The organism is Streptomyces sp. NPDC088747, from assembly GCF_044751025.1.
Taxonomy (GTDB): domain Bacteria; phylum Actinomycetota; class Actinomycetes; order Streptomycetales; family Streptomycetaceae; genus Streptomyces.
Genome location: NZ_JBIVKZ010000024.1, coordinates 37,825 through 58,706, shown reverse-complemented (window position 1 = coordinate 58,706; position 20,882 = coordinate 37,825). Strand labels below are relative to the sequence as shown.

The 20,882-nt window shown below is 68.0% G+C and carries 20 protein-coding genes and 3 pseudogenes; 13 read left to right on the top strand and 10 right to left on the bottom strand.

The features are described from left to right. Positions 1–77: 77 nt before the first annotated feature. Positions 78–701 (top strand): class F sortase, encoded by a 624-nt coding sequence (locus ACIP79_RS38800; RefSeq protein WP_401231714.1) that lies wholly within the window; start codon positions 78–80, stop codon positions 699–701. 301 nt (positions 702–1,002) lie between these two features. Here ACIP79_RS38800 and ACIP79_RS38795 read toward each other — a convergent pair whose 3' ends face one another. After that, positions 1,003–1,401 (bottom strand): BTAD domain-containing putative transcriptional regulator, encoded by a 399-nt coding sequence (locus ACIP79_RS38795; RefSeq protein ID WP_401231911.1) that lies wholly within the window; start codon positions 1,399–1,401, stop codon positions 1,003–1,005. 414 nt (positions 1,402–1,815) lie between these two features. Here ACIP79_RS38795 and ACIP79_RS38790 point away from each other — a divergent pair. Both ACIP79_RS38790 and ACIP79_RS38785 read left to right on the top strand, forming a co-directional pair. Beyond that, positions 1,816–2,169: pseudogene (locus ACIP79_RS38790) on the top strand (cation transporter); the annotation flags it as partial. 270 nt (positions 2,170–2,439) lie between these two features. Further along, the gene (locus tag ACIP79_RS38785) at positions 2,440–2,553 is read left to right on the top strand and encodes a muconolactone Delta-isomerase family protein (protein WP_401231711.1); all 114 of its coding nucleotides are present in this window, start codon (positions 2,440–2,442) and stop codon (positions 2,551–2,553) included. 108 nt (positions 2,554–2,661) lie between these two features. Here the strand turns inward: ACIP79_RS38785 and ACIP79_RS38780 are convergent, their stop codons facing one another. The 3 genes from ACIP79_RS38780 to ACIP79_RS38770 form a co-directional block, all read right to left on the bottom strand. Then, the gene (locus ACIP79_RS38780) at positions 2,662–3,525 is read right to left on the bottom strand and encodes a carbohydrate ABC transporter permease (protein ID WP_401231709.1); all 864 of its coding nucleotides are present in this window, start codon (positions 3,523–3,525) and stop codon (positions 2,662–2,664) included. After that, the gene (locus ACIP79_RS38775) at positions 3,522–4,496 is read right to left on the bottom strand and encodes a carbohydrate ABC transporter permease (RefSeq protein ID WP_401231706.1); all 975 of its coding nucleotides are present in this window, start codon (positions 4,494–4,496) and stop codon (positions 3,522–3,524) included. The genes ACIP79_RS38780 and ACIP79_RS38775 overlap by 4 nt, the downstream gene beginning before the upstream one ends. Positions 4,497–4,583: 87 nt before the next feature. After that, positions 4,584–5,906: an ABC transporter substrate-binding protein gene (locus ACIP79_RS38770; protein ID WP_401231704.1), complete on the bottom strand. Its 1,323-nt coding sequence runs from the start codon at positions 5,904–5,906 to the stop codon at positions 4,584–4,586. Between the two features lie 267 nt (positions 5,907–6,173). On the opposite strand from ACIP79_RS38770, the gene ACIP79_RS38765 reads away from it, so the two are divergent. The 5 genes and pseudogenes from ACIP79_RS38765 to ACIP79_RS38745 all read left to right on the top strand — a co-directional run bounded on the left by ACIP79_RS38765 (position 6,174) and on the right by ACIP79_RS38745 (position 11,828). Next, entirely contained in the window at positions 6,174–8,597 is a 2,424-nt protein-coding gene (locus ACIP79_RS38765; RefSeq protein ID WP_401231701.1) for a glycoside hydrolase family 2 protein, read from the top strand. Further along, on the top strand, positions 8,594–9,640 hold the full coding sequence (locus ACIP79_RS38760) for a LacI family DNA-binding transcriptional regulator (protein ID WP_401231698.1): 1,047 nt from the start codon (positions 8,594–8,596) through the stop codon (positions 9,638–9,640). The genes ACIP79_RS38765 and ACIP79_RS38760 overlap by 4 nt, the downstream gene beginning before the upstream one ends. Positions 9,641–10,372: 732 nt before the next feature. Beyond that, positions 10,373–10,495 (top strand): annotated as a pseudogene (locus ACIP79_RS38755) (helix-turn-helix domain-containing protein); the annotation flags it as partial. Between the two features lie 86 nt (positions 10,496–10,581). Beyond that, entirely contained in the window at positions 10,582–10,842 is a 261-nt protein-coding gene (locus ACIP79_RS38750) for a hypothetical protein (RefSeq protein ID WP_401231928.1), read from the top strand. A gap of 14 nt (positions 10,843–10,856) precedes the next feature. Further along, positions 10,857–11,828 (top strand): hypothetical protein, encoded by a 972-nt coding sequence (locus ACIP79_RS38745; protein ID WP_401231695.1) that lies wholly within the window; start codon positions 10,857–10,859, stop codon positions 11,826–11,828. On the opposite strand, the gene ACIP79_RS38740 is transcribed toward ACIP79_RS38745, so the two are convergent. The 4 genes from ACIP79_RS38740 to ACIP79_RS38725 all read right to left on the bottom strand — a co-directional run bounded on the left by ACIP79_RS38740 (position 11,795) and on the right by ACIP79_RS38725 (position 15,687). After that, entirely contained in the window at positions 11,795–13,171 is a 1,377-nt protein-coding gene (locus ACIP79_RS38740; protein WP_401231693.1) for a DUF1254 domain-containing protein, read from the bottom strand. The two genes, ACIP79_RS38745 and ACIP79_RS38740, sit on opposite strands and share 34 nt — an antisense overlap. A 12-nt stretch (positions 13,172–13,183) precedes the next feature. Next, positions 13,184–14,497, bottom strand: coding sequence for a DUF1254 domain-containing protein (locus ACIP79_RS38735; protein ID WP_401231692.1), 1,314 nt, complete (start codon positions 14,495–14,497; stop codon positions 13,184–13,186). A gap of 203 nt (positions 14,498–14,700) precedes the next feature. Further along, the gene (locus ACIP79_RS38730) at positions 14,701–14,946 is read right to left on the bottom strand and encodes a hypothetical protein (RefSeq protein WP_401231689.1); all 246 of its coding nucleotides are present in this window, start codon (positions 14,944–14,946) and stop codon (positions 14,701–14,703) included. Between the two features lie 114 nt (positions 14,947–15,060). Continuing rightward, entirely contained in the window at positions 15,061–15,687 is a 627-nt protein-coding gene (locus ACIP79_RS38725; protein ID WP_401231686.1) for a TetR/AcrR family transcriptional regulator C-terminal domain-containing protein, read from the bottom strand. Here ACIP79_RS38725 and ACIP79_RS38720 point away from each other — a divergent pair. Beyond that, a pseudogene (locus ACIP79_RS38720) lies at positions 15,617–16,735 on the top strand (FAD-dependent monooxygenase); the annotation flags it as partial. The gene ACIP79_RS38725 and the pseudogene ACIP79_RS38720 overlap by 71 nt on opposite strands. A 412-nt stretch (positions 16,736–17,147) precedes the next feature. Then, positions 17,148–17,965 (top strand): IS5 family transposase gene (locus ACIP79_RS38715; RefSeq protein WP_401231683.1). Its coding sequence is split into 2 segments (ribosomal slippage): positions 17,148–17,495 and positions 17,498–17,965, totalling 816 coding nucleotides; the frame shifts between segments, so codons are not numbered across the junction. A gap of 83 nt (positions 17,966–18,048) precedes the next feature. Here the strand turns inward: ACIP79_RS38715 and ACIP79_RS38710 are convergent. Next, entirely contained in the window at positions 18,049–18,399 is a 351-nt protein-coding gene (locus tag ACIP79_RS38710; RefSeq protein WP_401231680.1) for a Tn3 family transposase, read from the bottom strand. A 343-nt stretch (positions 18,400–18,742) separates the two neighbouring features. Here ACIP79_RS38710 and ACIP79_RS38705 point away from each other — a divergent pair, with 343 nt between their 5' ends. Further along, complete coding sequence (locus ACIP79_RS38705; protein ID WP_401231677.1) at positions 18,743–19,204, top strand: SUKH-4 family immunity protein; 462 nt, start codon at positions 18,743–18,745, stop codon at positions 19,202–19,204. A 166-nt stretch (positions 19,205–19,370) separates the two neighbouring features. On the opposite strand, the gene ACIP79_RS38700 is transcribed toward ACIP79_RS38705, so the two are convergent. Further along, a complete protein-coding gene (locus ACIP79_RS38700; protein WP_401231674.1) occupies positions 19,371–19,733 on the bottom strand; it encodes a hypothetical protein in 363 nt (120 codons plus the stop codon). Positions 19,734–19,939: 206 nt separating this feature from the next. Here ACIP79_RS38700 and ACIP79_RS38695 point away from each other — a divergent pair, with 206 nt between their 5' ends. Both ACIP79_RS38695 and ACIP79_RS38690 read left to right on the top strand, forming a co-directional pair. After that, positions 19,940–20,287, top strand: coding sequence for an AAA family ATPase (locus ACIP79_RS38695; protein WP_401231671.1), 348 nt, complete (start codon positions 19,940–19,942; stop codon positions 20,285–20,287). A gap of 225 nt (positions 20,288–20,512) precedes the next feature. After that, complete coding sequence (locus tag ACIP79_RS38690) at positions 20,513–20,758, top strand: GlsB/YeaQ/YmgE family stress response membrane protein (RefSeq protein ID WP_401231668.1); 246 nt, start codon at positions 20,513–20,515, stop codon at positions 20,756–20,758. Positions 20,759–20,882 lie beyond the last annotated feature (124 nt).

The window sequence follows — 20,882 nt, the reverse complement described above, 5'->3', positions numbered from 1 at the left end:
AAACGGTGGCGCCGCCCTTCACCAGGCGGCGCCCTGTGCGTTCCGGCGAACCCTCGCACCCTGTTCTGGAGCCCGAGTTGCCCCCTGCACACCGTCCGGCCCTGTCCCGGGCCCGCCTCGCGACCCTCACCCTATTGACCCTCGTCGCCCTTCTCACCGGCTGTTCGTCCGGCCCCGACCCGACGGTCCGGGTCGCCCCAACCGCCCCCGCCGCCGCGTCGGGCGCTCCGAAGTCCGAGCCGCCTGCGGCCGACGCTCCAGCGGCCCCTTCCGAGATAGCCGTTCCCTCCGTGGGGATCACCAGTTCCCTGATGGAGTTGGGCCTCAACACGGACCGGACGGTCCAGGTCCCGCCGGCCGCTGAGGGCATGACCGCGGGCTGGTACACGGGCGGTGCGGTGCCCGGTGAAATCGGCGCGGCCGTCATCATCGGCCACAACGACACCCGCTTCGGCGAGGCCGTCTTCCACGACCTGAAGAAGATCAAGGAGGGTGCGGACATCACCGTCACCGACAGGACGGGAAAATCCCTCCACTTCACCGTCACGGCCACGGAGAGCGTCGCCAAGAACGCCTTCCCGACGGAGAAGGTCTACGGGCCGACCCAGGAACGTGCTCTACGGCTCATCACGTGCGACGGCGACTTCGACGCGCAGGGGCACCCTGTCGACAACCTCATCGTGTACGCGACAGCGAGCTGAGGGCCGCGGGCGTGTCCGTTTCGCCCTGTCGTCCCGAGTGATGTCCGCAGCTCGATCGTCAGCGGCTGGTTCCAGGAGCCCGCCGCCGAACGGTCGGTACGCGTCAGCCACGGCGAGCCGATCCGCCGCGACTGCCTGGAGGCCGTCACCGCTCTCACCTGCGCCGTCAACAACCACCGCCGGGCGATGTGGATGCGTGGCGACGCCCTTTCCTTGCTGCCCGGCAGCCTTGCCGCAATCGCTCCGATAGACCTTGCGAGCATGGTCGCTCCTGCGGCACCGCCAGGGCTGCCTGAAAAGATCAGTTTGCGCGTCCTGTACCGCGACCCGCACCGTCCCCGCGTCTAGCGGGTACGTACCTCGTGGGCACCCGACCTCGACGGCAGAAGCGAGGCACCCGTCCACGTACCGCTCGCTGAAGTTGTCTACCGAGCCGCTCTGACCTGCGGTGATGCGGCAACTCGGTCAACCGGGCTCGTTCGTCCTCGAAGGAATGCCCCGGGAGATCCTCCAGCGCGCGGCCCCGCCAGAGTGCGAGCCCTTGCCGCAGCGTGCTCTCCGCCCGTGCGAAGTCGCCTGCCCGGAGGCTCTCCCTGCCGTCCCTGACATCGAGTTCGAAGGAGGCGATGTCTATCCGGTCCTCGTCCGTGACGGAGCCGGTAGCTGTTGCCGAAAGTGAGGATGCGGTCCTCCTCGCCATGGCTGGCGAGGAGGACCGCAACCTCGCCACTTGCACCTGGAGCCCTTTGACCGGGTTCTTCACCTCCCGGTCGTCCCACACCTCGTCGACCAGCGCGTCCCGGGACACCGGCCGTCCACCCGCGAGGACGAGGCGCCCCACAATGGCCCGGGGTATCGCGCCGGTCGGCACGAGCGGTGTGCCGTCAGGGCCCTCGACTTCGAGCGGTCCCAGCAGTCGAAAGCGCATGATGTGGATTCCTCGAGCTCCTGCGTCGTACGCCGAGCCCTGGAACCAGGACACGACGCCGCAGGCGATGCGGTGGACCGCACACGCCCAAGAATGCCATCCGCAGGGGGCGCCCGGTCCAGGACGGCGGACTCGATGTCCACGCTGGTCACTGTCCTGTCGTCGCCGACCGGGTGCCGCGGCAGGGGTAGCGTTGTAGCCGCGCTCTCGCTCGCCGTGATGCCGTTCCTGTCGGCTGCCCAGCGAAGGGCCGACCGTGAACTCGAATCTGTCAGCGCGGTCGCCGACTCCAGGCAAACCCTGCTGTGCACCTATCTGTCCGTCGTGCTCCTGGCCGGGCTGGTCCTCAACGCCACGCTCGGCTGGTCCTGGGCCGACCTGATCGCCGCTCTGGTCATCGCCGCCATCGTGGTCAAGGAAGGCTGCGACGCATGGCAGGGCAAGGGCTGCTGCGCGGCACCGGCTCCCAGCGCAGCGACGGCCCCGAGCCCCGACACCGACGCCTGCGGCTGCCGTCCCGGCTGTGACTGCTGCGGCTGATGGGCTGGCCTCCCTCGGTCCGGGGCGCGGAGCGAGAAGCGGCACCATTGCGCGGTCCTCGATATAGGCGAAAAAGCAGTCCACGGCTGCGTTCGAGGGTGGTGCGGCCGAGGTACTGACAGCGTCCTTGGTCGTCGTACCTGCCGAGCAGCAGCAGCAGCGTGCGGAAAGCGGTCAGGGAACCGGCGATTGCGCCGACGAGCGCCTCGCCTGGCCGCCGAGAAGGACTAGTGCACAGCGGCTCCAGCGCACCGGGGAGTGGCTCCATCTGTGGCGGTGGTAGGCCAGGACGCCAACCTCAGCGTCTTCGACGTCACCGACACCGGCCGGCTCAACGACATTCTGTGGAGCCTGCCGCTGTTCCCTACATGGACATCATCGTGAACCCCCTCACCCGCCACCCCTCGGCCATCGGCTGACGGGAAGAACGGACGAGGGGGCCCGGCGTCCCGCGAGGTCTTCACAGCGGTGACCGGACACGCTCGGACCTCGTTACTTCGTGGCGCCCTGTGAGAACCCGTTGTAGATGTAGCGCTGGAGGAAGAGGAACATCACCAGCGTGGGCACGATCACGAGGACGGCCCCGGCGGAGATGTTCTCCCAGTGCGCCCCGAACGGCCCCTTGAAGCGGAACAGGGCCGTCGACATGGTCCCGAGTTCCTCGGAGGGCATGTACAGGAACGGGATGTAGAAGTCGTTGTACGTGGTGATGCCCTTGATGATGATCACGGTGGCGATCGCCGGCTTCAGCAGCGGGAAGATGATCTTCCGGTAGATGGTGAAGGAGTTGGCGCCGTCGAGCCGCGCGGCTTCGTCGAGGGACTTGGGGATCCCGCGGATGAACTGCAGGAAGATGTAGATGGACACGATGTCGGTGCCCATGTAGAGCAGGATCGGGGCCCAGCGGGTGTCGAACAGGCCGAAGCTGTTGACCACTTGGAAGGTGGCGACCTGGGTGGTCACACCGGGCACCAGGGTGGCGATCAGGAACAGTGCCATGACGAGACGCTTGAAGCGGAAGTCGAAGCGGTCGATGGCGTAGGCCGTCATGGAGCCGATGATCACGGTGCCGGTGACGGAGAACAGCAGGATGAAGGCAGTGTTGCCGAAGGCCGTCAGCAGGTGGCCGTCGGTGAACGCCGTGGCGTAGTTGGAGAAGTTGAGCCAGTCGTCCGGCAGGGACAGGGCGCCCTGTCCCTCGGAGATCTCGCGGTAGGACTTCAGCGAGGTCAGGAACACCACGAGGAGGGGGACCAGGACCACGAGGGAGGCGACGATCAGCGACAGGTAGGTGAGAGCCGTGGCGATGCGGGGGCCTCGGCGAGACCGGTCCCGGGCGGGGGCGGTGATGGTCATACCAGGTCCACCTTCTCGTCGGGCACGATGCGGCGCTGGATCCAGGTGATCAGCAGGATGATGGCCAGCAGCACCACGGCGCAGGCGGAAGCCAGGCCGGTCTTGTTGAACTGGAAGGCGAACTTCACCGTCTGGATGACGAAGGTCGAGGTCTCGGTCGCGCCGCCGGTCATGATGTACGGGATCTCGAAGACGGACAGCGAGCCGGAGATCGCCAGGACGACGCTGAGGCTCAGGACCGGGCGGATGCTCGGCGCGATGATGTGCCGGAACTGCTGCCACCGGGTCGCGCCGTCGAGTTGGGCGGCCTCGTAGAGCTCGCCGGGGATCGATTGGATCGCCCCGAGGAAGAGCACGAAGTTCAGGCCGGTGAAACGCCACACGGACACACCCGCGAGCGAGGTGTTGGCGGACTCCGGGCTGCCCAGCCATGCGTGGCCGGTGTCCGCGCCGAACCAGGAAAGGATCGAGTCTAGGGTGCCGCCGTCCTGGAAGAAGTACAGGAAGACGAAGCCGATCGCGACCCCGTTGATCAGATAGGGGAAGAACAGGATGCCCTTGAACAGGTTGCTGAAGCGCAGGTCGAAGCTGAGGACGGTGGCGAAGTACAGGGCTATGACGATCTGCACGACGGACGCCGCCAGGTAATAGAGACTCACCGCGAACACCCGGAAGAGTTCCGGTCGGGTGAACAACTCGGTGTAGTTGTCGCCGCCGATGAAATTCCGGTCGGGGCTGACGCCGTCCCAGTCGGTGAAGCTGTAGTAGAGCATGTTGCCCACGGGCACGTAGGTGAACGTGACCAGCAGGGCGAGAGGGGCGAGGAGGAACAGCCAGGGGGTGATACGGCGCAGCGGCCGGTCATGCCATGGGACGGCGCCCGGTCCGCGGTGCCGGGAGCGCTGTTTGCCGGACCGGGCCGGCTCGGCGGGCGGGGCGGGCAGGGATGCGGTGGAAGCGGTGCGCGTCATTGCGAGCCGGAGCCTTTCGTCGTCCGCTGAGGGCCTGGGGCGGAACCCCTCCCGTCCTCCGTGGGAGGGGCCCGGCTGGGTACCGGCTCAGGAGCCGACCGTCTGCTTGGCCTCGGACCAGCGCTTGTTCAGATCGTCGAAGTAGTCGTCGAGTGACCCGTCGACGGACCCGCGGGCGATGTCGACGAGCTTCTGCCGGTAGTCCGGCTTCTCCAGGCCGATTTCGGCCGCGTTGTCGATGTCGTTGACCTCGGCGGTCTTGGACGCGGAGCGCTCCACCAGCTTGACATCGTTGTCAATGTAATCTTTGAGCGTGTCCGGCATCCCCTCGGCCTTCAGGACGGAGACGGCCCCCTCCTTCGCCGCGTAGCCCGACCTCTCGGTGAACCAGTCGATCCAGGCCCGAGCCGCGCTCTTGTGGTCGGAGTGGATGTTGACGGCCTGCTGGTAGTCGGAGGCCAGGGTGGAGCAGAACGTGCCGCTTTTTTGGGCGGGGGTGGGCATGAACCCGATGTCGTCGGGGTTCTCGCCGGCCTTCTCGGCCGCGTCCTGCATCTGGGTGATCGCCCAGGAGCCGAGCATCATGCTGCCCACCTTGCCCTTGGCCAGGAGTGTCTTGGAACTCTCCCAGTTGGTGGTGGCCGGGTCCTTCTCCGACAGCTTCTCGTGGACGATGTCGTAGAGCAGGGTGTCGAGCGTGTTCAGGTCCGAGCCCTTGGCCCATGGCTTGTCCGTCTCAGCCAGCTGGTTCCAGGCCTGGCTGTCGCAGCTGACGGAACCGGCGCTGTTGGTCCAGGGCGTGCTGAGCGGCCAGCCGTCCTTGAAGTTGGTGTAGTACGGAGTGGAGCCCGTCTTCTCCTTGACAGCCTTCAGGTCGTCAAGGAACTGCCGCGTGGTCGTCGGCCATTGCGTGATGCCGGCCTTCTTCCACAGCGCCTTGTTGTAGACGAAGCCGTTGGCGGTGCCGAAGGTGGCGATTCCGTAGGTCTTGCCGTCGACGTCGGTTTTGTCGGTGAAGCGGTAGGTGTCCTTCATCGACGAGGTGTCGCCGAGGGGTGCGAAGAACTTGGGGTAATCGCCCTGGGCGATCACCGAGGGGATGAGCAGGACGTCGCCGTAGTCCTTCGTGTTCATCCGGATCTTCACCTCGCCCTCGTAGTCGGTGAGGCCCTCGAACTTGACCTTCACCTCGGGGTAGGTCCTGTTGAACTCAGCCGCGTACTTTTTCATCGTCCCGTCCTGGATCAGGTCGGTGCGATTGGTGAGGACGGTGATGTCCCCCGAGGCGTCGTCCGGCTTCACCGGTGCGGCGGCGGTCTCATCCGTGTTCGGGCTCCCGCCCCCGCTGCACCCCGCGACGGTCAGCATCGCGGCGGTCAGCAGAGCGGCACCCAGCGTCTTCTTCCCCATGTGCCCAACTCCTTCCAAGGGTTACGGCTCGGGCTCCGTGCTGGTCGCGACTATGGCAGGCGCAGGTTGACCGGTAAAGCTATCTGTCTCACCGCGAGACTTAATCGTTACCCAGAATGGACAGCTGCACCGGACACATCCCTGGCGTTACCTGCTACGCAACGGGATCTCCTTCTGTGAAATGAGGGATAGACCGGTTTAGTCATGTGAGGTTAAGTTGGGCCGCGTCGCACATGAATCAGGCCCGTCCCGCCTAAGGAGCCGCACATGAAGGAAGTTGTCCAGCTCACCGAGGACTGGGGTCTGCGGCACGGCGAGAGGCTGCTGTCCGCCCAGGTCCCCGGCTGTGTTCACACCGATCTGCTCGCGGCCGGTCTGATCCCTGATCCCTTCCTCGGTGTCAACGAGCCGGAGGTGGCGTGGGTCGGGCGGCGTGCCTGGACCTATGTCCGGGACGTGGCGGCCACCGACACCACCGAAGAAGTCCATGAGCGGACCGACCTGGTCTTCGACGGACTGGACACAGCGGCGACCGTCACCCTGGACGGGCGGGAGCTGGGGCGCACTCGCAACATGCACCGCCACCACCGCTTCGACGTCACCGGTCACCACGGGCTGCTGAAGGTGGACTTCGCCTCCGCCTACGAAGAGGCCGCGGCGGTGCGGGCATTGACCGGCGAGCGGCCCAACGTCTACCCGGAGCCGTTCCAGTACATCCGCAAGATGGCGTGCAGCTTCGGCTGGGACTGGGGCCCGACCTTGGTGACCGCCGGAATCTGGCGTCCGGTGCGGCTGGAGCGCTGGTCGACGGCGAGGCTGGCCGGCGTGCGTCCCCTGGTGACGGTCGACGACTTCACCGGCCGGGTCGAGGTCCGGGTCGACATCGAGCGTACGGAACAGGGGACCGGCCGTTCTCTCGCCGTCAGGGCCACCGTCGCCGGCGTCGAAGCACACGCGGTCGTCGACGGCACGCGGGCCGTGCTGACACTCGACGTACCCGACATATCCCTGTGGTGGCCACGCGGCTACGGCGCACAACCGCTCTACGACCTGGACGTCGCGCTGGCCGAGGACGGGCCCGAGGCGAGGCCACTGGACTCCTGGCGGCGGCGGATCGGATTCCGGGACGTGGTGCTGGACCGCTCCGAGGACGAGCACGGAACCGGGTTCACCCTGATCGTCAACGGCGCGCGCGTCTTCGTCCGCGGGGTGAACTGGATCCCCGACGACGTCTTCCCCTCCCGGGTCACACCCGAGCGGTACCGCACGCGGCTGCGTCAGACGGCCGAGGCGGGAGTGGACCTCGTGCGGATCTGGGGCGGAGGGATCTACGAGGACGACGCCTTCTACGACGTGTGCGACGAACTGGGTCTCATGGTCTGGCAGGACTTCCTCTTCGCCTGCGCCGCCTATCCCGAGGAGCAGCCGTTGCGTGGCGAGGTCGAGGCCGAGGCGCGCGACAACGTTGTCCGGCTCATGCCGCACCCGAGCCTCGTCCTGTGGAACGGCAACAACGAGAACCTGTGGGGCTTCCGCGACTGGGACTGGGAGTCCGGGCTCGCCGGCGACTCGTGGGGCGGTGGCTACTACCTGGACCTGCTTCCGCGCGTCGTCGCCGAACTCGACCCGACCCGCCCCTACACGGCGGGCAGTCCCTGGTCCGGCTCCTGGGATCACCACCCCAACGACCCCGCCCACGGCACCTATCACTCGTGGGAGGTCTGGAACCGGCGGGATTACGCCGAATACCGCGACTCGGTGCCCCGCTTCGTCTCGGAGTTCGGCTGGCAGGCACCGCCCGCGATGGCGACCCTGCGGCGGGCGCTGCCCGGAGAACGGCTCGCCCCCGACTCGTCCGGCATGCTGCACCACCAGAAGGCCGAGGACGGCAACGGCAAGCTGAACCGCGGCGTGGAACGCCACTTCGTCCTGCCCGAGGACGACTTCGACCGCTGGCACTACCTCACCCAGGTCGTGCAGGCCCGCGCGATCGCCACCGGCATCGAACACTGGCGCTCGCACTGGCCGGTCTGCGCCGGCACCGTCGTCTGGCAGATCAACGACTGCTGGCCGGTCAGTTCCTGGGCCGCCATCGACGGCGACGGAAGGCTCAAGCCCGTCTACCACGAGCTGCGCCGCGTCTACGCGGATCGCCTCCTCGTCCTGCAGCCCGGCACCGACGGCCTGGTGCTCGCCGTCGTCAACCAGGCCGCGGAGCCGTGGCAGGCCCCGGTCAAGCTGCGGCGGATGCGGGCGGACGGCACCGAGGTGGCGAGGCTGGTGCTCAACGCGGCCGTCACCGCCCGGTCGGTGCACCGGCAGAGTGTGCCGGAGGAACTGGTACCAGACGAGCAGTCGGGCAAGGAGTTCCTCGTCGCTGACTGTGACGATCTGCGCGCGTTGCGCGTTCCCGTACCGGACAAGGACTTCGCGTATCCGGTACCCCACTATGAGGTGGCCGTGGAGTACTCGGTCAGTGGTGATGCGGGTAGTGTCGATGTCGTGGTGACAGCACGCACTCTTGTACGCGACCTTCTCCTGCAGGCCGACCGGCTCGGCCCGGATGCGGTCTGCGACAGCGGGCTTCGCACTCTCCTCCCCGGTGAACGGGCCCGCCTCCGGGTCACGGGAGCGGCCGGGGTCGAGGTCAACGCCGTGCGTGCCGCGCTGTATTGCGTGGAACCGGCGTGAGCGCACCCGTCGAACGCGTCACCATCAGGGACGTGGCGTCCGCCGCAGGCGTGTCCAAGGGTGCCGTGTCTCTGGCGTTCAACCACAAACCGGGCGTCTCCGACACCACCCGGGAGCGGATCTTCGCGGTGGCGCGACAACTGGGCTGGGCGCCGAACTCCTCGGCTCGCAGCCTGTCGCGCCAGTCGGTTGACACCGTCGGGCTGGCGATCTGCCGGCCGGCCCGGCTGCTGGGCCTGGAGCCGTTCTACATGGAGTTCGTCTCCGGAATCGAGAGCGTACTGGCCGAGCGGGACTGCTCGTTGCTGCTGCGGCTGGTCGCTTCGCTCGACGAGGAGATCCATCTGCAGGAGCGCTGGTGGCGGGAGCGGCAGATCGGCGGCTCGATTCTGGTCGACTTCCATCAGGAGGACCCGCGTGTCGAACCGTTGCGGGAGCTGGGGCTGCCGGCCGTGGCGGTCGGCCACCCGTCCCTGACCGGGGGATTCCCTTCCGTCTGGACCGACGACGCCGCCGCCGTAGCCGAGGCGGTGCGTTACCTGGCGGCGTTGGGACACCGGCGTATCGCGCACGTGGGCGGCCCCCGGGGCCTGGGACACAGCGCCATCAGAACGATCGCCTTCGAGCAGACCATGAGGGAACTCGGCCTGGAGAGCGGCCCGCACGCGGAGACGAGCTTCTCGGGCGAGGAGGGAGCACGTGCCACGCGCTCTCTGCTGCTGTCCCCGGAACGGCCCACGGCGATCGTCTACGACAACGACATCATGGCGGTGGCCGGACTGGGCGTGGCCGGCGAGATGGGTATTTCGGTGCCGGACGACCTGTCGCTGCTGGCCTGGGACGACTCCCAGCTGTGCCGGCTGACCCATCCGACGCTGTCCGCGATGAGCCACGACGTGCACGGCTTCGGAGCCCAGGTCGCTCGCGTGCTGTTCGAAGTCCTCGCCGGCAACCAGGTCGCCTCCCAGCCGGTGGCGACACCGTCCCTCGTCCCGCGTGCCTCGACCGCCTCACCTCGTTCCTGGCGGGGCACGAGAGTGTGAGAGGGGGACGGCACGATGCCGCCTCTCTCACATGTCGTTCGAGCCTGGACCGCGCCGAGCTCCTCGCCGTGCTCGGCGCCGCCGAGCACCTCGCGCACGCCCTCCTGGCCGACCCCGCCTTCTGGGGGAACCCGCTGCCTGGCGGGCCGAGTTGGCGGTCGGCCCTGGCGACGGGGTGGCCGCGGTCTCCCGCCTGCTGAAGGCGATCGCCGCCCGCAGCCGCACACCGGCGATGGCCCGCTATCGCCGACCGAACAGGCACGAGTGGGGGTGTCTGAGGGCCTATGGGGCCGCGCTCGCGGCCGTCCTGCCGCTAGGAGCGTTCGCCGGCGCGAGCGCTTTCGCGGACGCGGCCGTTCAGGAGACGGTGTGGCTGGAGCTGAGGCGGGCGAGCGCCGGGCACTCCCCGGCTCTGACCGACGCCGATCTCGTCGTCGAACGCGCCGCCGCCCACCCCGACTTGCACCGACGCCCTGCTCCTGGCCGCGTTGCTGGCCGCCCAGGCGCCCGGGACATGGCGGGAGACGGCCGTACGACGTCACGTCCGCGCCCTGCTGGACGCCGCAATCGCCCTGCTCCCCGGCGAACGCCCCCGTGGGGTGCAGGAGCTGAGAACAGCATTGGTCAACGCAGGCGAGGCCGGCGCCGCAGCCCGCCGGTGAGCCGTCCGGCGCCTCGCCCCCCGCGGCGTCGGCGCTGCCGTTCACGAGTACGAGCCTGAAGGGAGCCGTCATGCTGGGAATCCACGTCCACGTCAAAGGACCGGCCCGCCAGAAGATCGGCGCCGATCTGAAGAAGGCGCACGACAAGGGAGCCTCGGTCCGGACCCTCGCCCAGGGCTGCAACAGGTCCTGCGGCTTCGTTCACTGCGGGCCGAAAGGTCAGCACCCCTTGACGGACTTGGGGGAGGACGTGGGGTATGGACCGAGCTTCTCGACGACGTGCCGAACGGCACGGTGCTGGCCTTTGGCCGGCTGCGTGCAGCGCTGTCGGTACCGGCATGCCGATTTCCTGCCCGCCCGCCCGCGCGCGGCTCCTTTGACGAGCGGAAGGAAAAGGCAGGGCGGTGGGCAGATCTGCGCGCGGGCGTGGATGCGGCGATCGAGATCGTCGTTGAGATCGCCGAAGACGACGAGGCGGCCTACCCCGGGACCAGGGAGGAGGCGGACAGCGCTGCGACGAGCACGCGACCGAAGCCCTGAACGTGCTCACCCGCATGAGCATCGTCACCGGCAAGGACCTGCTGGCTTTTAATTTGGAGGACTTCACCGACTACGCCCGGGCCCGTCGGGACAACGGCCGCACAGTGACGGCCCTGCCCGTCGCCCACGACATCCTTCATGCCGTCGGCGGTCTGAAGGACTCGCCACCGACCCTGCGTGAGGCCCAGGCCCGCGGCCATCTCACGCCCGCCGAGCTGATCGACCGCCATCCGATTGCCAACCGCGCGATCCGCGACGTGCTCGTGCACTACCTTGCCGAGCGATCCGCCGTCCTGGACTACCGCTCCCTGGTCAACCACGCCCAGATGCTGGCCGACCTGTTCTGGGGCGACCTGCAACGCCACCACCCCATGATCTCGATGGAGGACCCTGCCCGCTGGGCATCCTGTCCGATCAGCGAGGCCGACATCCGCGGCTACATCAAGGAGACCCGGCACCGGCAGACACGGATGGCAGCAGCGCACCCGCACCCTGGTCCCCGTCCTGCCGCAGCTCGTCCGCGCTGCCGAGGCGGACCAGTTCGCTCGCGGTGTGTGCGCTGGTGCCGTAGGTGTCGCAGTCGGTCATGGTGGCCCGACCTTACGCCGCGAGGGTGTCGGGGCGTTCATGTCCAAGGGCCGGGCGCGGACTCCTTCCTGGCCGTGCTCGGTGCCGACCTCCAGGAGCAGGGGATCGAATACCCGTTGGAGGCCTACCGCATCTACGGCTACCTCACCCGCTGCGCTGCCGGATGCGTCGCCTCCCGAGTCGGCGAGGACGATGACCGTGACGAGCACGGCGAGCGAGACCAGCCAGCCCGACGTGAAGGCGGGGCCGTTGCCCCGGCCCTTGGGGGTGGCCAGCATGAGGATCACGGCGATCAGCGGCGGGGGCTGATGGCGATGCCAATCGCGGAGGCGAGCATCTGCCCGACGGCGTCTCCACGGTGGCCTCAGCCCCTCGCCACGATGGGCGGCAGCTGGTAGGTGCCGTCGAGGACGGACTGCATGGGCGTATAGAGGCGGATCATGGGCCGGAAGTCACCTTCCGGGGCGGGCAGCCAGTTCGCCGCCTCGGCCGGGTTGTCCGGCCGTTCGCGTTGGATGACGACGGTCAGCGAGCCGTCCTCGTCATACACCAGTCCGGGAGTGCGGTCGCCGAGTGAGTAGCGGTCGGCGGGGTTGGCGACGAGGTAGTAGTCGGGGGTGTCGTACATGGTCACCGACCAGAACGATGCGACGGGCGGCGGCTGCTCGAAGCGCAGGGTGTAGGACCGGGATCCGTTCAGCTGTTCGCCGTCGGAGTCGGTGAAGGTATGCGCGTACACCGCCTCGTAACCGTGGTTGCCCCACAGCGCGGCCCGTGCCGCCGCGGCCCGTACGAGGTAGGACTCCTCCCGGTCGGCGATCTTCCACTGCGGCGCGTCGATCGTCCCGATGCCGAGGTGGTCGAGGTTGTAGTCGAACAGGTGCGGGTTGGCCACCCAGGCGCCCGGCGGACGTCCGTTGTCGTCAGGGGGATTCGATGCGGCTTCGACCCGTGCCTTGCCGGCCGCCAGCCCCTCGGTGAGGGCCTCGACGAGCACGGCGTCGGCTTTCACGTACGGCGAGGGGCCCTCTTCGAGCAGCCCCAGGGGCTGGAAACGCTCCTGACGGTCCTGGTCGGGGCCGGAGGGCGGGAAGTCCGCCATCCAGACACGCAGCCGTTCGTAGAAGCGCAGTTCCTCGGGCACGGAGGGATTCGGCGCGGGCAGGCCCGCGCGGTGGGTGGCCGCGTCGAGCGGGGTGAGTGTGAGCCGCTGCTGCAGGGCGCGGACACGGGGCATGTCTTCGGGGCCGTCGCAGGCGTTGCGGCCCACGACGGAGATGACCGCGGTCGGAGCCTCGATCAGCCCGCGCACCGTGTCCGGAGCGGTGCCGGACCAGCCGGGCGGGACGATGAGCCAGTCACCCTCTTCTGTGCCGGTGGCGCGTTTGCCCAGATAGGCGAAGTTGTTGCTCCACACATCCACGAACTGCAGGACGTAGTACGCGCCGGCGGTGTCCGGGACATGGAGCAGGACAGGGTCGGCGGAGAGGTCGACCTGGGCGATGGAGTAGACGGTGTCGTTGTTCACGGACACGAAGTGGGCGTCGGGGGTGGCCAGTTTGGCGGCGTGCCCGAACTGGTTGAAGGGAGTGGGCGGCAGCGAGCCGAAGCCCTTGTGCATGAACGCGGAGATCATCGAGACGTCGAAGACGAGGGGGTAGCCGTAGACGTACGCGTCGGCGGCCAGGTCGGCGAGGGTGCCGGCGCCGCTCGCACTGCTCGGACTGGCCTTGCTGGTCATGGCTGGCTCCTGTCAGACGTCGACGCTCAGGGCGGGCAGGGTCCAGGAGCCGTCGAGGACCGAGGTCTCGGGGCCGTACACGCGGATGGCGACGGTGAAGGGCCCATCGGGCGCGGGCAGCCAGTTCGCCTCCTGTTTCGGATCGGACGGGCGGTGTCTGCGTACGTAGAGGGTGAGGCCGCCGTCGTCGTCGTGGACCAGTCCGGGGGTGCGGTCACCGATCGAGTAGCGGTCGATCTCGTTGGCGACCAGAAGCCGTTCGGGTAGCCGGTAGATCGTGGCCGACCAGAAGTAGCGGGCCGGCGGCAGCGCGCCGGGGGCGAAGCGGATGACGTGGTCGTGCGTGGAGGCGTTCGGCGGCCGGTTGCGCTGGTCGTCCTGGGCCCACCCCGCGTACCACGCCTCCGCCGCGGGCAGGCCGTAGAGGCCCTTGGCGACGCCGACCGCGCGGGTCAGGTAGTCGTCGCCGTGCTCGGCGCGGGTGCCGAACCAGTGAGTGGAGTCGGCGGCGTCCTGCTTCGCCTCCTCCAGGAGTGTGCGGGCGTCCGCAATGCCCTGCTCGACCGCAGCGCGGATCTCGGGCGTCAGGGCGCCGGGCTCGAACTCGCCGCCGCCGGTGACACCGAGCGCGGCGAGCCGGTCCCGCAGTTCCCGCTCGCTGCCGAGGACGGGAAAGAACTGGAGCAGGAAGTCGAGAAGGGTGAAGAACTCGACGGTTGCGAGATCCTCCTCCCGCCAGACCGGCCACACCGGTTCGTCAACTGGGTGGGGCGCGGTGGTGTCGGTGTACTCCGACAGCGGGCGCAGCACGTACTGCTCCTGGATCGCCCGCAGGGCCGGTACGTCGTCGGGGCCGGCCAGAGAGGTGCGGCCCAGGATGCCGACCAGGAAGGTCTCGGCCCGCAGCACGCCCGTGATCCCCGCGGGAACGACGTCGTCCCAGTCAGGCCCGGTGACCAGGTAGTCACCCGCCTGCGAGCCGGTCGTCCGGGAGCCGATGTAGCCGATGTAGGAGGTGTCGAGGTCGTGCAGCGGCAGGACGTAGTACCGGTCCACGGCCGGCACCGAGATCACGTAGGGCTGGGCGCGCAGGTCCAGCCAGGCCCACGAGTAGGGGGTGTCGTTGTTCGGTGTCACCACGTCGGTGTTGGCCGGGGTGAACGGCTCCGAGTAGTGCCGGAAGGACCCGAAGCCCCCCACGTACCGGCGGTCATCGGCGTCGACCGCCTGCGGGTACATCGTCCGGTAGTTGTCCAGGATCGCGAACCCCCAGATCCACCCCTCGGCCGCAGTCCTCCGCGCCTCCTCGACCGTCAGCTCCGACACACCGGCCTCCTCGCGCAGGTCACACATATCATCTCAAAATGCCACGCCACTTCTTGGGTCGCATCCGCAGCTCTGCCCCTCGGGCACTGAACCGGACGCAGCGAAGGAGCCGGCCGTGGGGATCGCGACGTACTCTCCGAAACCGTCCCCGTGAGGACCGGACGGGAACACCGCAACGGGCGGCTGGCCGGCTGGCTGGGGCACTACCACACGCGCCTTGCGTGGTGACCTTCTGGGGGCACTGACGGCGTGGGCGCTGATGCTCGGCCGCGCGCGTAGTCGAGGGGCACGTGGAACGTCGGTCGCTGGAGCGGGTGGAGGCGGCTGGAGGTCCCGGGATCCTCCTCGAAGTCGACCGGGTCCTCGATCCTGGCCTCGTCGAGGACGAGGTTCTGCCGGGCGATGGACTGCTGGTCGGTCGAGACCCGCTTGTGGACCAGGTTCGCCACTGTGGGCCCCTCCCGTACGAAGGATCGGACCCTATCTGTCGTCAAACCCCTGTCGGCAATCACCATCGGATCCGATTGGATTCCGGCCGCCGCGAACCCCCGGATTGCACGGGTTCATTGGACGCGCCGCCGCCCTGTCGTCATTCGATCGTCTGCCGACAGGGAGGCGGTCCGGGCCGCGGTGCGGTGCACCAGGCCGTCCAGGATGAGGGTCAGGCCGGCCTCGAATGCCGACTCGTGGTCGATCGCAGGCATGTCCGCCGGTGGATCCGAGCCGTCGCCGGGGCCGGCGTCCGCCTGTTCTTCCAGGACGCTGCCCACCGTGAAACGGCTGGCAGCCAGCATCGCCATCTGTGCATCGCGCTCAGGAACTCCGGAGGCGAGCAGGAAATCCATCTTGTGACGGATCCGGTCGAGGTCGCTGGCGGGGGTGCTGCCTGCGTGGAGGCGTGCGCCGTCCCGGCGCATCAGCAGGGTGCGCCGGAAGCTTCGCGTGTTGTCCAGGAACCAGTCGCGCCAGTCGTCGTCCGGCGTCGGCAGCGGGGTGGCCGCATGCGGTGCCATGGCTGCCGCCGCCATGGCGGCGAGGAGGTCCTTCTTGGTGCGGAAGTACCAGTAGAGCGAGGGCTGTTCGACACCCAGCTGCCTCGCCAGCCGCCGCGTACTGACCATGTCCAGCCCGACGTCGTCGAGCAGGTCGAGCGCTTCAGAGACGACGATCTCGCGGTTCACCTTGGTCACGTTGACAAATCTATCACCGATAGATGACTCTGGAGAAAAATCATTCACTGATAGGTTTTTGGAGTGGGGGGGCATGGTCAACGGATCGGGAGCGCGCCCCCTGCGGGTCCTTGTTGCCAGTGGCGGGATAGCAGGCCAGGCGCTGGCTTTCTGGCTCACGCGCGGCGGACACAGGGTGACGGTCGTCGAACGCTTTCCGGCGCTGCGGGCCACCGGGGCGCAGGTCGACCTCCGGGGGCAGGGCATCGAGGCCGTCCAGCGGATGGGGCTTCTTGACGCCGTGCGCGGCAAGCTGGTGGACGAAGCGGGAGTCGCCTTCGTCGACGCGCGCGGCAGGGCCAGGGTGACGATCATGGCCAACACCTCCGGCCAGGGCCGGCAGACCCTCACGTCCGAGTACGAGATCATGCGTGGTGACCTGGTACGCATCCTGCACGACGCGTCGAAGGACGACACCGAGTACCTCTTCGGCGTGAGCATGGACGGCTTCGAGCAGGACGATCAGAAGGTCGTCGCGCACTTCTCCGACGGGTCCTCCGGGGAGTTCGACCTCCTGGTCGGCGCGGACGGGCAGGGATCGCGCATCCGGCAGGCGATCCTCCCGGAGGGCTTCGATCCGTATTGGCGGGTCGGCATCCACATGGCCTACTGGTTCATTCCGCGCATCGCGTCCGACACCAATGTCCGGGACACCTGCATGGTCCCGGGCGGCCGTCAGATCATGCGCCGCAGCCGCAGCCGCAGCCGCAGCCGCAGCCGCAGCCGCAGCCGCAGCCGCAGCCGCAGCCGCAGCCGCAACTCGACCGAGACTCAGGTGTACTTCGTCATGCGGGAGGAGTCCGAGGAGGCCTCGGCGATCCACCGGGAATCCGTCGAGCGCCAGCGGGAGTTCTGGGTGAGCAGGTTCCGCGACGCGGGCTGGCGGGCCGCGCGCTTCATCGAAGGCATGCAGATGAGTCCTTTCTTCTACTCCCAGGAGGTCGTCCAGGTCCGAGCCGACGCCTGGTCCAAGGGCCGCGTGGTCCTTGTCGGCGACGCGGCCCACTGTGCTTCCCCTTACAGCGGCGTGGGCATCTCCGGCGGCCTGGTGGGCGCTTACGTCCTGGCCGGCGAGATCAAATGGCACCCGGGCGACGTGCCGGCCGCACTGGCGGGCTACGACAGCGTGCTGCGGCCCTTCGTCGACGAGATCCTGGGCGAAGTGGATCCGCGTCTTCTGCGCCTGGGCATGCCGATGGCCCAGCGTGCGATCGATGCCTTCCAGGCCGCCACCGCACTGGCCTCCTTCCTGCATGTTCCCGATCTCGAAGGAGCACCGCGGCGGCAGCTGGCGGCTCCTCGGGAGTCCGGCGCCGATCAGCGCCGTCTGAGAGCGGCCGGGCATCGGGGGCCGACAGCCGTTGCCAGTAGCACACTAAGACGCCATTTCAGTTGGCGTGATCTTGCGGCAGTCTGGGGTGATGACTGCTGCGCTTGTCGAGCGGATGGCGCCGGAAGACCTGTGGGAGTTGTTCCAGCGAGTGGTGCCGCCGGCACCGGTTCGCCCGCAGGGTGGAGGCCATCGCCGGCGCGGGGACCGCGAGGTGTTCGCCGCGATCATCTTCGGGGCCACCTCAGGCTGCACATGGAACCAACTGCCGCCCGGCTTCGGGCTGTCGGGGGTGACCGCCTTCCGCCGGTTCACCGAGTGGACCGAAGCCCGGGTATGGGCCAAACTCCACCGCCTGGTCCTGGACGAACTCGGTGCCCAGGGTGGGCTGGACTGGACGCGGTGTGCGATCGACTCCGTCAGCGTCCGGGCCCTCAAAGGGGGCAGCTGACGGGACCGAATCCGACCGACCGCGGCAAGAAAGGATCGAAAATCCACCTCATCGTCGATCGACAGGGCCTGCCCCTGTCGATCGGTATCTCCGCCGCCAACCTTCACGACAGCCAGGCCCTCATCCCACTGGTCCGAGGCATCCCGCCCATCCGCTCCCGTCGCGGCCAGCGACGTCGACGGCCTGGGAAACTGCACGGAGACAAGGGCTACGACTACCGCCACCTGCGGCGATGGCTGGCATCCCGCGGCATCCGGCACCGCCTCGCCCGCAAGGGCATCGAGTCGTCCCAGCACCTGGGACGACCCCGCTGGGTCGTGGAGCGGACCGTGTCCTGGCTGTCCTGGCTGTCCAGCTGCCGACGCCTGCACCGCCGCTACGAGCGTAAGCCGGAACACTTCCTCGCCTTCACTGCCATCGCCGCAACTCTCCTATGTCACCGCGGACTGGCCAAGTGAAATGGCGTCTAAGAAGGAAGGCGCTGGCCCGCAGAGTGATCAGCGCCCTGCTGGCTCTTGATGCTCAGGCCTGCCCGCAGTCGTCATCGTCTTTGTCCGTGTGTGGGTCGCGTAATTGTCGCAGCCCGGCGCAGCAGGTCGGGTAAAGGCGTATTGGCCGAGGAGGTTGATGTGGTCGTACTGGAGCGGGGAGAGACGGGAGAGATCTTCCGGGCGAGGCGGTGACGGGCCTCGGTGACGTTGCGCTGGGCGCCGATCATCCGCCGGTACCCCTCGTCGGAAACGAACTGGAGCAGGTGCAGGGTCTTGAAGAGTCGCCCGTAGTGGGCGAATGCGTCGCCGAGTCCGGTCGGCTTCCCGTCCCGGGAGAGCATGCGGATCAGGTCGTGGCCGCGGACCTCGCCCAGGGGCAGGGAGCCTGCCACGCGGAGCATGTCGCCCCCAGTGGGCGCGTATCCGATCCAGGCGGATGGTGTGGTTGGACGAACACTTCCTGGCCTTCACTGCCATCGCCGCAACCCTCATATGTCACCGCAGACTGGCCAAGTGAAATGACGTCTAAAGGGCATACTCCTGGCGCCCATGCAGCGGTCACCACCATCAACCGGAGGACCGCCCACCGCTCTATGCGGAGGTCTCTGCCGGCCCGGTTTCGCCGGAGGTGTCCCAGTCCTCCACTCGAACATCCCCAGAAGCTTGCGCTTCATGGTGACGCCTGACTACGGATTAGGTTCACCGGTTTGGTGAAGTGTCGGCGGGGCGGGCTATGTTCTCGGCATGAACGACGCTGAAGTCGCCTCGCTCTTGTCCGGATGTGCTCGCTGCCCGTACCCCGGGGTGTGGCAGGACTCCCCTTTTGTGGAACGCACGGTCGACGGTGCGCGGTATGCCCTGGTCGCGGTCGACCCAGGGCTGAGCGGGCTCGCCCTACGGCGTGAAGACGGCTCCCTGTGGTGTCTGCCTGAGGGCGGTCCTCCTCAACTGGTGAACTCCAGCGTTGAGGCGTTCGTTGGCTTCAACCGCGCTTATGAGGAAGCCGCTGCTGAGGCCGCTGCATACGAGGGACCCGGTGACGGTCTGAGCGAGGACGAAACCGTGGACCTGGCCGAGGAGGCCGCCGACGCGCTCACTGAAGCGTTGCTGGAACGATTCGGGTTGCTTGACGCCGAGGCCGTTGCCGACGAGAACTCCTTCTGGCACGTCGGGGCTGAGGAGCTTGGCTACGGCATGAGCGTGTGACCACGCAGATCATCGGGACGGAAGGTCACAGGTTCCCGCAGCCTGGCCACGGCGGGATACGGGTTCATCTCTGTCGACGGCCATCCGCCCGTCGACGTCTTCGTTCATTACAGTGCGACCCACATGGGCCCCCTTGCCCGTCTCGAACAGGCTGGCGCTGGCCGGTTCAGCAGGCGATCCTTTCGTGGCAGTTGATGAAGCTCGGGGTGTCGTCGAGGGCGTCGGAAAGTGCGGAGCTGGCGACGATTGCGAGGCCGACCGTGATCAGGAAGGCAAGGGCCCGCAGTTGCAGCGGTAGTGCGTCCCACCAGCGGCGCGCTCGTGGTGAAGGGGCCGCCTGGCGGGCCGTGAAGCCTGATACGGGGTGGTGTGCTCGGAGCTGGCGGGCGTGCGCACTGTCGGGGACGCACAAGCCGCCTGCCGTGTGCCCGGCGTCCTTGCTGTGCTGGATCGATGTCCGGATCTCGTGGCCCGTCTCGGCCCAGACGTCGTCACCGCAGACCTTGCAGACGTATGCGTATGCGGGCACGGCGTTCCCCCCCAGAGACAGCGGGGTCAGCGTAGCGGTCGGCCGGAGAGTGCCTGGCCGGGTGAGCAGGATGCCGGTGCCCGCCCGTCGGTGACTTTCGTATCCATCTGTGCGGGTGTCTGCTGCCTGTCGGGGCCAGTTGCTGGCTTCTCCCGCGGAGCTTGCTGCGTTGCGACACTCTGGAGGTCGGGTTCGGGGGAGGCTGCATGGCTCAGGGGCCAGTGTCGCGGCAAGAGGTTATCCGTCGTCGGCGCAGCGAAGGGTTCGTCGGGCGGCGGCGTGAGCTGGCGGTGTTCCGGGAGAACCTCAGCCGTACTCCGGAAAGCGACGCCTATCAGTTCCTCTTCCATGTCCACGGTCTTGCCGGCGTGGGCAAGTCGACTCTGATCCGCCGGTGGGAAACGGTGGCCCGCGAGGAGGGCGCCGTCACCGCTGCCCTCGGGGATGAGGTGCAAAGTGCGGTCGAGGCGATGAAGACGGTCAGCGCACAGCTGGCACGCCAGGGCTGCTATCTGAAGTCGTTCGACAAGCAGTTGACCGCCTACCGCCAGTAAAGACTGACGCCTCCGCCGCATCCCGTCTTCGCTGGTCAGAGCGTTGATCCACTCTGCCGGTACTCACAAGGTCGAATCAAGCGCACCGGTGGCTGCTTTCTCAGTCAGTGAGAACCTGCGAGCTGAACGCGGGACTGCCCGATTAATCGTTGACGAAGGCATATTTCGAGGGGTACGAATCGAGACCCGGGGAGGTCGATCATCCGGCCGTTCATCGCGGGATTCGTGCTGGGCCTGATCGCGAAGGTGATCATCCCGGGCAAGCGGCACAGCCCTCTCTGGCTGACGACGATCTTCGGCATGCTGGGCGCCATTGTCGGCAACGCGATCGCGCGCTGGGCGGGCGTCGACTCGACCTCCCGCCTCGACTGGAGCCGCCACGCCTTCCAGCTCGTCGCCGCGGTCGTCATCGTCCTGGTGGGCGACCTGCTATACCAGGCGACTCTAGGCAAACGCAAACAACGCACCTGAGCTGTAGCGCCACCAGGGGCGGGGGGGGGGGGCCAAAAATGGGGGGAACCCCCCCCCCCGGCCGGATAAGACCCCCGGACCCCGACCCCGCCGCCGGGGTGGTTGACCCCCCCCCCCACCACCA

Coding starts and splice junctions, on each gene's coding strand:
- ACIP79_RS38795 (WP_401231911.1), bottom strand. CDS start 1,401: ATGGCGAGGAGGACCGCATCCTCACTTTCGGCAACAGCTACCGGCTCC.
- ACIP79_RS38780 (WP_401231709.1), bottom strand. CDS start 3,525: ATGACCATCACCGCCCCCGCCCGGGACCGGTCTCGCCGAGGCCCCCGC.
- ACIP79_RS38775 (WP_401231706.1), bottom strand. CDS start 4,496: ATGACGCGCACCGCTTCCACCGCATCCCTGCCCGCCCCGCCCGCCGAG.
- ACIP79_RS38770 (WP_401231704.1), bottom strand. CDS start 5,906: ATGGGGAAGAAGACGCTGGGTGCCGCTCTGCTGACCGCCGCGATGCTG.
- ACIP79_RS38765 (WP_401231701.1), top strand. CDS start 6,174: ATGAAGGAAGTTGTCCAGCTCACCGAGGACTGGGGTCTGCGGCACGGC.
- ACIP79_RS38745 (WP_401231695.1), top strand. CDS start 10,857: ATGAGCATCGTCACCGGCAAGGACCTGCTGGCTTTTAATTTGGAGGAC.
- ACIP79_RS38740 (WP_401231693.1), bottom strand. CDS start 13,171: ATGACCAGCAAGGCCAGTCCGAGCAGTGCGAGCGGCGCCGGCACCCTC.
- ACIP79_RS38710 (WP_401231680.1), bottom strand. CDS start 18,399: ATGCTCCGCGTGGCAGGCTCCCTGCCCCTGGGCGAGGTCCGCGGCCAC.
- ACIP79_RS38705 (WP_401231677.1), top strand. CDS start 18,743: ATGAACGACGCTGAAGTCGCCTCGCTCTTGTCCGGATGTGCTCGCTGC.
- ACIP79_RS38695 (WP_401231671.1), top strand. CDS start 19,940: ATGGCTCAGGGGCCAGTGTCGCGGCAAGAGGTTATCCGTCGTCGGCGC.